This is a genomic window from Dyella marensis, from assembly GCF_900112865.1.
GTDB lineage: Bacteria > Pseudomonadota > Gammaproteobacteria > Xanthomonadales > Rhodanobacteraceae > Dyella_D > Dyella_D marensis_A.
The window spans coordinates 177,431-190,547 of the sequence record NZ_FONH01000001.1; the positions used below are offsets into that span (position 1 = coordinate 177,431).

General features: G+C 69.9%; 10 protein-coding genes and 1 pseudogene. 5 read left to right on the forward strand and 6 right to left on the reverse strand.

Features of this window, described 5'->3' with window-relative positions; all coding sequences use genetic code 11:
• Window positions 1-16: 16 nt before the first annotated feature.
• The 4 genes and pseudogenes from BM172_RS00690 to BM172_RS00705 form a co-directional block, all read right to left on the reverse strand.
• Entirely contained in the window at window positions 17-2,425 is a 2,409-nt protein-coding gene (locus tag BM172_RS00690) for a TonB-dependent siderophore receptor (RefSeq protein WP_051548431.1), read from the reverse strand.
• A 269-nt stretch (window positions 2,426-2,694) separates the two neighbouring features.
• Window positions 2,695-3,672 (reverse strand): FecR family protein, encoded by a 978-nt coding sequence (locus BM172_RS00695; protein WP_090423517.1) that lies wholly within the window; start codon window positions 3,670-3,672, stop codon window positions 2,695-2,697.
• Window positions 3,669-4,226 carry an RNA polymerase sigma factor gene (locus tag BM172_RS00700; protein ID WP_026634194.1) on the reverse strand — a complete coding sequence of 186 codons (558 nt, stop codon included), beginning with the start codon at window positions 4,224-4,226 and terminating at the stop codon, window positions 3,669-3,671. Before BM172_RS00700 ends, BM172_RS00695 begins: the two co-directional genes overlap by 4 nt.
• Window positions 4,227-4,576: 350 nt before the next feature.
• A pseudogene (locus tag BM172_RS00705) lies at window positions 4,577-5,050 on the reverse strand (DUF6496 domain-containing protein); the annotation flags it as partial.
• A 322-nt stretch (window positions 5,051-5,372) separates the two neighbouring features.
• Here BM172_RS00705 and BM172_RS00710 point away from each other — a divergent pair.
• The 3 genes from BM172_RS00710 to BM172_RS22645 are packed head-to-tail and all read left to right on the forward strand — an operon-like array spanning window position 5,373 to window position 7,332.
• Complete coding sequence (locus tag BM172_RS00710) at window positions 5,373-5,636, forward strand: stress-induced protein (protein ID WP_177218762.1); 264 nt, start codon at window positions 5,373-5,375, stop codon at window positions 5,634-5,636.
• A gap of 52 nt (window positions 5,637-5,688) precedes the next feature.
• Window positions 5,689-6,318: a DUF4142 domain-containing protein gene (locus BM172_RS00715; protein ID WP_051548432.1), complete on the forward strand. Its 630-nt coding sequence runs from the start codon at window positions 5,689-5,691 to the stop codon at window positions 6,316-6,318.
• Window positions 6,319-6,366: 48 nt separating this feature from the next.
• On the forward strand, window positions 6,367-7,332 hold the full coding sequence (locus BM172_RS22645; RefSeq protein ID WP_051548433.1) for a BON domain-containing protein: 966 nt from the start codon (window positions 6,367-6,369) through the stop codon (window positions 7,330-7,332).
• Window positions 7,333-7,458: 126 nt separating this feature from the next.
• Here the strand turns inward: BM172_RS22645 and BM172_RS00725 are convergent, their stop codons facing one another.
• Both BM172_RS00725 and BM172_RS00730 read right to left on the reverse strand, forming a co-directional pair.
• Complete coding sequence (locus tag BM172_RS00725; protein ID WP_026634196.1) at window positions 7,459-9,141, reverse strand: ATP-binding cassette domain-containing protein; 1,683 nt, start codon at window positions 9,139-9,141, stop codon at window positions 7,459-7,461.
• On the reverse strand, window positions 9,138-10,166 hold the full coding sequence (locus tag BM172_RS00730) for a phosphoenolpyruvate carboxykinase (ATP) (RefSeq protein WP_081805077.1): 1,029 nt from the start codon (window positions 10,164-10,166) through the stop codon (window positions 9,138-9,140). Before BM172_RS00730 ends, BM172_RS00725 begins: the two co-directional genes overlap by 4 nt.
• Before the next feature lie 196 nt (window positions 10,167-10,362).
• Here BM172_RS00730 and BM172_RS00735 point away from each other — a divergent pair, with 196 nt between their 5' ends.
• Together BM172_RS00735 and BM172_RS00740 are read left to right on the forward strand one after the other, a co-directional pair.
• Window positions 10,363-11,853 (forward strand): B12-binding domain-containing radical SAM protein, encoded by a 1,491-nt coding sequence (locus BM172_RS00735; RefSeq protein WP_026634198.1) that lies wholly within the window; start codon window positions 10,363-10,365, stop codon window positions 11,851-11,853.
• A gap of 39 nt (window positions 11,854-11,892) precedes the next feature.
• Window positions 11,893-13,113, forward strand: a complete 1,221-nt coding sequence (locus BM172_RS00740) for a nucleotidyltransferase family protein (RefSeq protein WP_035322914.1) — start codon at window positions 11,893-11,895, stop codon at window positions 13,111-13,113.
• Window positions 13,114-13,117 lie beyond the last annotated feature (4 nt).

Here is a 13,117-nt window from a genome sequence, read left to right on the forward strand (position 1 = left end):
CGATCGCCAGGCGGCGTCAGAAGTCGTACACCCCAGTCACCATCGCCATCCGCCCCTCGCGCACCGGCACGAAGCTCTGGTCCGCATTGACCGCATACAGCGTGCGGTCGAACAGGTTGCGCAGCCCCAGGGTCAACCGCCAGCTGTCGCCGTAGTAGGTGACGTTGGCATCCACGCTGGCCTGCCCGGGCAGATCGAAATAGCCGCCGCCCTGCAGCCGGCCCACGCTGCGGCTGCGCGCGGCGATGCCGGCGGCCACGCCCCATGAACGCAGCGGTTCGCGCTGGAAGCGATAGCTGGCCCAGGCGCTGAGCAACTGCCGTGGCGCGGCCACGGGTTGCGTGCCGTCGTCGTTGCGGATGTGCGAGTTGGTGTAATTGAGCACGCCCTCGAGGCCGCGCGTGATCTGTCCGGCGAACTCCACTTCCAAGCCGTGGTTGGTCTGGCCGGGACCTGGCGTGGCGAAATACGGCGGCTCCGGGGCGATGTAGTCGACGCTGTGGTCCAGCGTGATGCGATACCAGGCCAGGTTGAGCCGCGCACGATGCTGGAACAGCTCGATGCGCGTGCCGGCTTCCCATTGGCGCGACTTCGCCGGCGGCAGCGGCTGGCCGTTGTCGCCCAGCAGCGAATTGGCCTGGAAACCGGTGGTGTGGTTGGCGTACAGCGCCACGTCCGGTGCGAGCTTGAACAGCACGCCGGCCTTGGGCACCCACTGGTCCTTGCGCAGGCGGCGCGGGCTGCCGTCGGCCCACGAGGTCGACAGCTCATATGAAGTGCGGCGCAGCGCCAGCAGCACATCCCAACGTTCGCCCAGGGCGATCTGGTCCTGCAAGAACAGGCCGGTCTCGGTGGTCCAGTCGCCGCCGCCGAGCGTCTGCACGGTGGTGGCCTCGTCCGTGCTCACCCGCGCGCTCGGCAGCATCGCATCGGCAAACAGGTTGTACGACTGCGACGGACCGGTTTTCAGCGTGTCGCGCTGGCGATCGCGGCCCGCCTTGGTGCGCGCGTAGTCGACGCCGAACACCACGGTGTGCGTGGTATTGCCCTGCTCGAACACGCCGGTGAGGTCGTTCTGCAAGGTGTAGAACGCATCCGAGTAGCGGAAGCTGCGCGCGGTCGCGTCGACGTCGCCGGTGAGATAGCCGTCGGTCAGCGACCAGCCCTGGCCGCTGGTGCGCTGCTTCACGTACTGGCCGCGGCTGCGGAAGGTCCAGTGGCTGTCGAGGCCCTGCTCCAGCGTGAACACCGCGCGGTTGGTGCGATAGGTGGAATGATCGCCCGGGTTGCCGGGCAGGATGCCGTAAGGCGACATCGCCGCCAGCGAATCGCCCAGCAGCACGGTGTGGTCCGGGCCGGGCACGCGATTGGTGACCAGTTCGTAGCCGAGGGTGAAGCGCGTCGCGCCGCGCTCCCAGCCGAGCGACGGCGCCAGGTACGCGCTGCGCTGGCCGCGATAGCCCTGCGCGCTGCGGTCCGCATGGTTGCCCGCGGCGACCAGGCGATAGGTCCAGCCGTCGTCGTGGCCGATGGCGCCGGCCAGGTCCAGGCCCAGGCGCGCGCCGTCGTAGCGGCCCAGCGACCAGCTGAGCTGGCGCACCGGATCGCTCTGCGGCCGCTTCATCACCACGTTGACCAGGCCGCCGAAGTTGTTGTTGACCGAGGCGTCGCCGAGGATCGCCTCGGGCCCCTTCAGCACTTCGATGCGCTCGATGCCGATCAGCGGCGGCAGGTCCTCGGTGCGCGCCACGCCGTTGGGCATGCCGTCGGTCATGCCGTTGCCGGCATTGAAGCCGCGGATGCGGAACAGCGCCGGGCCGTCGAAGCCGTCCATGTACTGCACGCCGGCGACGTTGCGCACGGCGTCGGCCACGGTCAGCGCCTGCTGCGTGTCCATCAGGTCGCGCGTGACCACGCTCACCGACTGCGGCACCTTGGCCAGCGGCGTATCGGTGCGCGTGGCGGCGCGGGTGGAGTCGGCCTTGTAGCCGACATCGCCCAGCAAGGTGCCCTGCACCTGGATCGCCGCGAGCGAGGCGACGATCGGCACGCTGGGCTTGGCCTCCAGCAGGCTGCTGCGGTAATAGCTGGCGGCCACCGGCATCGGGCGGCGCTTGACCACCACCGTGCCGGCGTCGACCGCCTCGTATTCCAGGCCGGTGCCGCGCAGCAGCGACGTCATGCCCTGCTCCAGCGTCAGCGCGCCCGCCGCGCCCTCGCTGCGCAGGTCCGCGATCGCCTCGCCGGCGGTGAGCACCTGCACATTGGCCTGCTTGCCGAAGGCGATCAGCGCGCCGGACAGCGGCTGCGCGGGAATGGCGAAATCCACCGTGACGCGCGGCGGAGCCGGCGCGGCCGACGCGGCGGCGATGGCGAGCGACAGCGCGAGGCCGCCGCCGAACCATGAAAGCGCACGCCGAGCCATGCGGTGTGGATTCCCCCAGGAACTCTCTTAAAGATCGAAGTCTGGCATGGGCGTGCGCGGACACCAAGGCCGCTGATGTGAAGAGCGCCGCCAAGAAACGCACGGCCGCAGCGGACAGGGGCTGCGGACGGGTAGCGGAGGCGTGCGGTCGCAGCCCTTCGCCGGCGGGGAGTTGGCGAAGGCACGCTCGCGTTCCATCCAGACCAAAGGCGCGGCGTGGACCGGCACCTCCGCTACCCGTCCGCAGCCCCCGTGCGAGGCGGCTGCGCTCAATGCAACTGCGCGCTCGACAGCACCACGTGGTCGCCGAATGCGCTCACCTGCACCGGGAAGACCCGCGGCAACGCCTCCACCCAGCGATCGATCGCATCGACCCGCACCGTGCCGGTGAAGGTCAGCGCGCCCACGCGCGGATCGGCGATCTGCACCGGGCGGCGGCTGTAGCGGTTGATGCTGGCCACCACCACGAACAGCGGCTCGTTGACGAATTCCAGCCGGCGTCCGCGCCAGGCGGTGGCGTCCTCCACCGCGATCGGGCCGATCGTCATACCGGCCCTGGGGTCGTACAGCACCTGCTGGCCCGCCGCGGCTTCCAGCGCATCGGTTGCGCCCGGCTGGCTGACCCGCACGCGGCCCTCGGTGACCGCGACGGCCACGCGGTCGCCGGTGCGGCGCACATTGAAAGCGGTGCCCAGGTCACGGATCAGCACCGGCCCGGCCACTACCTCGAACGGCCGGCGCTCATGGGTGACGTGGAAGAACGCCTCGCCGTCCTTCAGCTCGATCTTGCGCAGGTCGTCGGCATAGCTGGCGGTGATCGCCGAGGCGCCGCCGAGCGCCACGCGCGTGCCATCCGGCAGGTCCAGGTCGCGGTTCTGCCCCACTTCGCTGGCATACGGCTGCGGCTGCGCGCGATAGACGCGGTCGAGCATGCGCCCGCCGAGCACCGCCACCAGCAGCGAAGCCGCCACCGCGCCGATCCACAGCGGCCAGCGCACGTGGCGCTCGGCGGCACCGGCGAATTCGGCGACGAAGGCCTCGCGTGTGTGAATGTCGGCCTGGCCCAGCCGCTGGCCCAGCCGGCCGACTTCCTCGAAAGCGCGGGCGTGGCTCTCGTCCTCTTCCATCCAGGCCAGCCACTGCTCGATGGTGGCGTCGGAGGGATCCTCGGCGCGCAGGCGCGTCCACCACTGCGCGGCGGCCTGCGTCGGGCGATCGCCCGCGCCGGACAAAGTCATGGCCATCATGGCGTCTCCGAGGGTTGGATACGCGCGCGGCAATGGGCCAGCGCGTTGCTGACGTGGTAGCGCACCATGCGCTCGCTGAGTTTCATGGTCTGGGCGATGGCGCCGAAATCGCGCCCCTCGATCACGTGCATCACGAATGCCTTGCTGGTCTTGGCCGGCAGCTCCCGCAACGCCGCGCGCACTTCGCGCCACTGCTGCAGCGCCGAGGCGTGCTGTTCGGGAATGGGCTGGGCGAACCAGTCCTCGTCCGGCGCGTCGGCCGGCGCATTAGCGCGCACGGCCCGCATGCGCAGGCGGTCCACTGCCAGGTTGGCGGCGATGCGGAACAGCAGCGCGCGCGGCGCGGCGATGGGGTCGGCATCGCGCATCGCCAGCATGCGCACGTACACCTCCTGGGCCAGCTCCTGCGCGTCGGCGCGGGAGTTGAGGCGGGCCTGCAGGAAGGCGACCAGGGTGCGGTTGTGCTCGCGGAACAGCGCGGCGATCTGCGCGGCGCGATCCTCCGCGCCGGGCGCGGGATCCGCCGGGGCGACATGCCGGCCGGGGCTATCCATGCGCGGCTCGGCCATATTGAGAGGGTCTGGCGGTGTTCAAGGCACGGAACGTCGGTATGGCGGTGGAGAACAGCCTAGACGTTCGGTCCGGAGAATTTTGAAATGGAATGCCTGGGGCGCATGGCGCAGGTTGGGGTGAGCGCAGCGAACCCCAACAGGGCGTTGGGCTTGCCGGCCCGTTGGGGTTCGCTGCGCTCACCCCAACCTACGCGTGCCTCTCAGGCCCGGCTCCGCGTCCGGGCGGCCTTCTTCGCGGTCGTGCTGCGTTTGCGCGCCGCCGTCTTCCTCGTGGCGCTCTTGCGCGTGGCCTTCTTCGCCGTGCTCTTGCGCCCGGACGAACGCTTCGCCGTCCGCGTCTTCGCCGCCTTCTTCGCGGCCGCCGAACGCTCCGCCGCCCCCTTGGTCCGCGCGCCCTTCTTCGCCGCCGCCGAACGCGACGAGGCAGGACGCTTCGCCGCCGCCCGCTTGCCCTGCCTGGCCAGTGACTCGTGCGATGCGGCCGAGTGCCCTTCCCGCTTCAACGCCTGCTTGGTCGCGCGTGAACGCTTGGCCGAGGTCTTGTGCGGATGCTTCGCCGCACGCGCATCCTGCGCCGCCTTCTTGCGCGTGGATTTCTTCGCGGTCTTCTTCGCCGGCGCCTTCACGCCGGCGCGGCGCGCCTTGGACAGGCCGATCGCGATGGCCTGCTTGGCCGAACGCGCGCCGTGCTTGCCTTCGCGCACATGCTCGATCTCCTCATGGACGTATTCACCGGCCTGGGTGCTGGGCGCCTTGCCTTCGCGCTTGTCTTTCGCGGCGGCTTTTCGGGTTTTTGCCTCGGGCATGGCGATGATCTCCACGGATTGAGAAGTGCCGACCGGTGTAGGACACATGCCGTCGACATCGGGTCGACATCGCGTCAAACCCGTGCGTGCAACGCATATCTGTTCAGTCTTGCAGCGTGTCCGCACGTGTGATGAGCGCACGCCATGCGCATGTACTTCTTTCACGCTCGCGAAAAATTTGCGCGATGCAAACACCGCGCGTTGCAGGCTAGGCACGCCATGACACCGTTCGCCCAGGTGGCACGGATGTTGCGGCGACGAAAGCGCGCGCTGCTTCAAGGCAGGCGCGATCCCCCTTCGGCCACAGACAGAGAGAAGCCTAATGACCTCCAAAGAGACAGCAGGACAAGCCATGCCTCTTCGCGGTTTCGCGCGGATGGACCCACAGCGGCAGCGCCAGGTGTCCTCGCTCGGCGGCCGCACGGCCCATGCCCGCGGCAGCGCCCATGAATTCACCAGCGAGGAAGCCCGACTCGCCGGTCACAAGGGGGGCAAGGCGGTCAGCGAGAACCGCGAGCACATGGCGGCCATCGGCCGCATCGGCGGCCGGCGGCTGCGCGCACAGCGGGAATCGCAACCGTCCTGAGCATCCTCAGCACGCCCCGGCCATCCCCACCCACGACGGATCGGAGAGCGTCATGCCTAAACGCAAGTTGTTCCTCTCGGTCCTGGCGTCGACCGTCCTCGCGCTGGCCTGCCCCTGGGCAGCCAGCGCCAGCGAGGGCTCGGCCACCGACCAGGCCTTTCTTACCCGTGCCGCCGCCGACGGCAGCGCCGAAGTAGCGCTGGGCCAGCTGGCACTGCAGAAATCCGCTTCGCCGCAGACCAAGCAGCTCGCCCAGCACATCGTCGACGACCACACCAAGGCGAACGAGCAGCTGGTCGCCCTGGCGCGGCAGAAGCAGATCACGGTCGCGCCGGAGCCCGATGCGGCCGCCAAGCAGAAGCTGGACAAGCTGCAGAAGCTCGATGGCGATGCCTTCGATCGCGCCTATGCGCAGGCCATGGTCAAGGATCACCAGCAGGCCATCCAACTGTTCACCAAGGCCTCGACCGGCGCCACCGACAAGGACGTGAAGCAATTCGCCGCGCAGACCTTGCCGGTGCTGCAGGACCATCTGCAGATGGCGCGCCAGCTGCGCCAGGCCGGTCGCGACGACCAGATGCAGGGCACGCCTGGCTCGCCGCGCTCGCCCATGCAGGAAACGCCGTCCTCGACGCAGCCGCCCAGCGCGCCGCCAAGCGGACCGCCCAGCAGCGGCCACTGATCATCTCTAGCCATCCGGCCGGCGCCTGCGCCGGCCTTGGAGAACGTCATGAAGCATCGTCACCAGCATCCCTCCTACCAGCAGCGCGGCGGCTACGGCGTGCATGACGAGGAGTGGCGCTACGGGCAGCGCGGCGGCGGCCCGTGGCAATCATCCGGACGCCGCGAGCAGGGCCAGAACCCGCAAGGGCGCCGCGCCGGTCCCAGCCAGCGCGACTACGACCGCTATGGCCCGCAAAGCGATTACCTGTCCGCCACCGCCGAAGGCTATGGCGACATCGACGAAAACTACCTGCCTCCCGCCTGGGACGAGGCCGGCCCGCAGCACGGCGGCTATCGCAATACCTTCGCCAGCGACACCACCGGCTACGGCTATGGCAACGAGCGGCCGGCGCCGTCGCGCGAACGCTGGCAGGACGACTATCCGCGCGGCTTCGCCGGCTACGGCAACGATCGCGAAGGCCGGCTGCAAGGTCCCTACGGCACGCGCCGTGACTATGGCCAGCGCGAATCCTTACGCTTCGGCCAGGGCTACGGCTCGCCGTCCGGCGGCGCATCCTGGGGCGGTCCGCGCTGGAACGATCCGCAGCATCGCGATTACCAGGCCGACTACGGCCGCCGGCAATACGCCCGCAGCCCCACCGATTTCATGGACGAGCGCTATCCGTTCGGCCGCGACTACGGCGCCGGCCCCAGCCACTATCGCCAGGGTCCGAAGGGCTATCAGCGTTCCGACGAGCGCATCAACGAAGACGTGTGCGAACGGCTGTCCGAAGATCCGCACATCGACGCCAGCGAGATCGAAGTCAGCGTACAGGGCGGCGTGGTCACCCTTACGGGCACGGTGCCTTCGCGCTACATGAAGCACCTGGCCGAAGATTGCGCGGACCGCTGCTTCGGGGTGAAGGACGTGGAGAACCGCGTGCGCGTGCAGCAGCAGGATCATCGCGACGAAGAGCTGCGCAGCAGTACCGCGGGTGCCGGCACTTACGCGGGCACCGCTCAAAAGCATTGACCAATGCTCGTCATTCCGGCGCAGGCCGGAATCCAGTGACGGCAGAATTCGATGGTCGCCAGAACGCTAAGAAGCGACCCCATGGAGCGAACCGCTCCATCTGACGCATCGCCACTGGATTCCGGCCTACGCCGGAATGACGGCCAAAGGTGAGGACGCCCCCACCACTACGCATCGATCCGCCAAGACCTTTACTCCGTCGCGGTGCGAAATCACCAACAGCATCGTGCCGGGCAGCTGGCGCTTGAGCATCGCCAGCACGTCGATCTCCGCCGCTGCATCCAAGGCCCCGGTCGATTCGTCGAGGATCGCCAGGAACGGCTTGCGCAACAGCACCTGCGCCAACAGCAGGCGTTGCAGTTCGCCGCCCGACAACTGGCTGGAACGGTCCCGCAACGCGATGTCCAGCCCCTGCTCGCTCGCACGCAAGCGCCGATCCAGGCCCACCGCCGCCAGCACCTCGTACATGCGCTCCTCGCTGGCCAGCGGGTCGGCCCAGCGCAGGCATTCGCGCACCGTCGCCTGCCATGGCCGCACATGCTGGCTGACAAAGGCGGCATGCCGCGCATAGCGGCGATACGCCGCAAAATCGAGCACGCGATCGCCGATCCGCGCGGCGAATTCGGCCGGTTCGATCAGCCCGGCCATCACATCGGCAAGGCTGCTCTTGCCGGCACCGGAATCGCCGGCGATCAAGGTCAGCTCGCCCGGCGCCAGCACCACGTCGCGCACCTCGTCGCCATGCAGCGCCACCGCCGAGCGCACCCGCTCGATACGCAGCGTCGCGCCCGCCGGAAAGCCTGCGGGTGGCCCGGCCGCCACCGCATCTCCCGCCAGCCCCGCATAGCGCCGCCACAACTCGAACGCCGGCGCCGCCGAGCGCAGCTGCCGGAAACTCTGCCGCGTCGACACCAGATACGGCAGCAGGCGCCCCAGCAGCAGGCTCACCGCGATCAGCGCGGCCTGCCCTTCGCCCTGCAGCCGATGCGCGAACACGAACATCGCCGCGATGCCCAGCGCCGCCAGCAGCTCCAGCCACAAACGCCCGGACGCCAGCATGTCCTGCTGATGTTCATAGCCGCGCGCCAGCTCGCGCGTCACCTCGGCATACGCCGCCTGCTCCACGCCCTCGCGGCCGAACGAGCGGATATGCCGCAGCCGCCGCGGAAAATCCTCGCTGAGCCAGAACAGCCGCGTCAGGTCCGCTACGTACTTGCGGCTGACCCGCGCCTGCTCCTGCCCGCGCGAACGCGACACCAGCACGCCCAGCGCCGCCAGCAGCGGCACGGCCAGCAGCAGCGGCGGCGAGATCCAGAAGGCGAAGGCCAGGCTGATCGCGCAGGTGAGGCCGGCGACCCACAGCTGCAGCAGGCCGCTGAAGCCCTGCATCATGATCTCGATGTTGTAGGTGAGCACGTTGGCGATCTCGGCCGAGGTCGCATCGGCCAGCGCGGCCAGCGGCGCGTGGATCAGATGCCCGTGCACGCGGCGCCGCAGGTCCGCGCCGTAGTCGCCGGTCAGGCGCGCGGCCAGCAGCGAGGACCACCAGCGCAGTCCTGCCAGCGCCAGCGCAGCCGCAAAAAAAGCCGCCGCCTGCACATCCACGCCGCGGCGCAGATCGAAACCGCTCTCCACGCCCGACGTGCCCAGGCTGACCAGCGGCACCAGCAGCACCGCCGCCAGGCTGCCGGCCAGCGCCGAGGCCACCGACAGCGCGACATAGACGGCCATCTGCCAGCCATGCCGGCGCTCCAGCGTGCCGGCGAAGGCATCCGGCAGCAGCCGGTCGACGAAGGCGCCCGCGCTCATGCGTCCAGCCAGGCCGACAACGCGGCCACCGCAACATCCGGATGCCGCGCGCGTGCCAGGCGATACGCGCCCACGCGGGCGCAGCGCCGGCAGAACTCGGCCCATCCGGGCAGGCCGGCCGCATAGGGCTGGTCGGCGGTGAGGCGCGCGATGGCCTCGTTGGGGGATAAGGGCGTCAGCAGACGCTCGGCCGGCTGGTCGCTCAGCAGCATCACGCCGGCAAGTTCCAGCGGCGCGGACGCCAGCTGTCCACGGCCGTCGCGCAAGTCGATTTCGTATTTCTCGGCGCCGCTGCGGCGGCGGATGGTCGGCGACTGCCGGATCCATTCGCGCACGCCTTCGTCCTCGACGAAGCGGCAGGCGTCGTCCTTCACGTGCAGGTAGTTGGCGACACCGCTGGCGAGCAGATGGCTCGGCTCCACGAACACCGCATCCTCGGCCAGGAAATCCAGCCCGCCCAGCAGGCTGTGCAAGGCCAGCGTGGACTTGCCCGCGCCGCTTGCGCCGAGCAGCAGCACGCCGCGTCCGTCGCGTCCCACGCAGGCACCGTGCAAAGGCACCAGGCCCTGCGCGCGCTGCGCCAGCACGAACACCGCGAACTCGATCAGCTCGTAGCGCACGTGATACGGATGGCGCGCCAGCATCGCCGGTGAGGCCACCACCAGGGCCTTCCTTTGCGCCGGCGCGATCATGGCGTAGTGCGCCGCATCCATCACGCCGCCGAGCAGGCCGGCGCCCGAGCGCATGCGCACCGGCGGCGGCGCTTCCAGGCTCGCCGCATCGACGTGATCGGCCAGGCGCAGCTCGATGCGCAAGACCGGCCCCGGCAGCGGAAAACGATGTTCCGGCAGGTCGCCGTACGCGGCCTCGATCAGCGCCAGCCAGGCCTCGTCGTCCGCCTCGAAGCGCACCTCGGCGCCGAGGATGCGCTTGCTCACGGCATGGCGCCGCGCGGCCCGCTCGCGGAAAGGATCGATCGCGTCGTCGCACGGCGCGGCGGGCGCGGCAAGGGCCAGGTGGGTCAAGCGAAGCTCTCCGGGTTCGCGCGGCGCGATGCGGTCCGCATGTCGCGTGAGTGCCGCCGGGGCCGCGGAAAGTTGCCGCAGCGCCTTGTATGCGACGAGCGCAACCGAACCGGCATGGCGCGGCACTCACGCCCAGCGACAACGGAACGCCGCGTCCGCGCGGCCCGCTCCCCGGCGACCACAAGGCCCCACCCTCATGCTCAGAATCCAGGTCAGCCATTCCTACTTCCTGCGCTACGACCGCAAGCAGTGGGAACGCGGCAAGCCCTATCCGCCCCTCGCCACCCTGCAGGTGGCCTCGCTGCTGTGGGACCTGGGGCATGAAGTGAGCCTGTTCGACGCCATGCTCGCCGACGGCGTGGAGGACTACGCTGGCTCGCTGACCGCGGCCTCGCCGGACGTGGTGGTCATCTACGAGGACAACTTCAACTACCTCACCAAGATGTGCCTGAACCGGATGCGCGAGGCGGCCTGCCAGATGATCGCCGAGGCCCGCGCCCACGGCGCCCGCGTGATCGTCGCCGGCTCCGACGCCTCCGACCACCCCGAGGCCTTTCTCGCCGCGGGCGCCGAGGCGGTGCTGGTCGGCGAGGGCATCGCCGCCCTGCTCGAACTGGTCGGGCGGCTCAACGAAGACCTGCACATGGATATCGCGCCGTGGACCGCGGGCCTGCCCGGCGTCGCCGCGCTGGCCCAGGGCCAGCAGCGCCTGACCCGGATCGGCGCGCAGCCGCCGGATCCGCGCCTGGGCGGGCATCCGGCCTGGGACCTGGTCGACATCGAGCGCTATCGCGCGCTGTGGCAGGAGCGGCACGGCTATTTCAGCCTGAACATGGCCGCCTCGCGCGGCTGCCCGTTCCGCTGCCACTGGTGCGCCAAGCCGATCTGGGGCAACCACTACAAGCAGCGCGGCCCGCGCGACGTGGCCGAGGAAATGATCTATCTCAAGCGCGCGTACGGGCCGGACCATATCTGGATGGCGGACGACATCTTCGGCTTCCACGTCGACTGGGTCGCCCAGTTCGCCGAGCATCTGCGGGAAGCGGACGGCTCGGTGCCGTTCACCATCCAGACCCGCGCGGACCTGTCCAGCGACCGCATGGTCGCGGCGCTGGCCCAGGCCGGCTGCGCCGAGGCGTGGATCGGCGCCGAGAGCGGCAGCCAGGCGGTGCTGGACCGGATGAACAAGGGCACCACCATCGCCGAGCTGATCTGTGCGCGCGAGCGCTTCCGCCAGTACGGCGTGCGCGTCGGCTTCTTCGTGCAGCTGGGCTACCTGGGCGAGCAGTTGGAAGACCTGAAGGCCACGCGCGCGCTGATCGAGCGCGCCGCGCCGGACGATATCGGCGTGAGCGTGTCCTATCCCCTGCCCGGCACCAAGTTCTACGAACAGGTGAAGGCGCAGTTGGGCCGCAAGACGCATTGGCAGGACAGCGGCGACCTGGCGATGATGTTCCGCGGCGCCTACGACAGCGAGTTCTATCGCCGCGTACGCGATCTGCTGCACGAGCAGGTCGTGCTGCAGAAGGCGCATCCGCGCAACCATCCTGAGCAGGATGCGCATGCGCTGGCGGACCTCGACATACGCTGGGACGCCCTGATGGCCGAGGAACACCGCTATCGCCGCGCCGACGCCACGCCGGCGCACGACCTGGCCCTGCCCGCCGGCCGCACGGCCAGCGCCTGAGCGATGCCCGTGCTCACCGTTCCGTCCGAACACCTGTCGATGCCGCCGCCCGCACCGCTGCCTCCGCTCAAGCAGGTGCGCGCCGGACTGCGCCGCGCCACCGAGGCGCTGGCGGAGGAGCTGGCTCTGGTCCGTCCCGGCGGCGTGCTGCCGCAGTGGAGCGAACTGGAATGGCGGCTGGCGTCGGCGGCCGCGGTCGCGCACGGCGTCGCGCCGCTGCTGCACCGCTTCTCGACCTGGCAGAAAGTGGAATGGCGCCGCTTCCTGGATCGCCAGCGCCAGCATGTCGCCGAGCGCCATTTGCGCATCGAGGCGCTGCTGCGGCGCGCCGATGCCCTGTTCCGCGCCGCCGGCGTGCCTGTCCTCGCCCTCAAGGGGGCGGCCCTGCACGGCCTGGGGCTGTATGCGCCGGGTGACCGCCCGATGGCCGACATCGACCTGCTGGTGCGCGTCGGCGACGCGGACCGGGCGGCGGCGCTGCTGGGCGAACTCGGTTATGCCGAGACCTTCGCGCAGTGGAAGCATCGCGTGTTCAAGCCGGTCGAGGGCGGCGCGGTGGCGGGCCTGGGCGAGCATCGCGACACGCCGGTGAACATCGAGCTGCATACGCACATCCACGAGCGCCTGCCGACCTCGATCGTGGACATCACTCCGCAGGTGTTCCCGTCCTGCCCGCGCCCGGGCCTGAATCCCTATCCCTCCAACGGCGCGCTGATGAGCCACCTGCTGCTGCACGCGGCCGGCAATATCTGCGGCCGCACGCTGCGCCTGCTGCACCTCAACGACATCTCGCTGCTGGCCACGCGCATGACGCTGGCCGACTGGGAGGTGCTGTGGTCCGCCGGCCCGCCGTGGTGGGCGCTGCCGCCGCTGCGGCTGGTGGCGCGCTATTACCACAACGCGGTGCCGGCGGCGGTGCTGCGGAAGCTGCGCCGCGATTGCCCGTGGTGGCTGCGCGCGGCGTCGCGGCAGCAGACGCTGACGCGGGTGTCGTGTTCGGATCTGTGGCTGCAGGCCTTTCCCGGGATCGAGTGGTCGCGCACGCCGCTGGAGGCGTTGCGCTATCTGCGCCATCGCTTCGTGCCGGACCAGGAAAGCCGCAAGGAACGGCAGGACATGGTGCGCACGCAGTTGTACCTGCAGGGGCAGACCTGGGTGACGCGCTCGCATGGACGAAGGCTGCTGCGGCGGCTGGCGGGGGCGGTGCCGCGGATGGATACGTTGTATGTGGTGCGCAAGGCGCTGGAGACTGTGGATTAACACC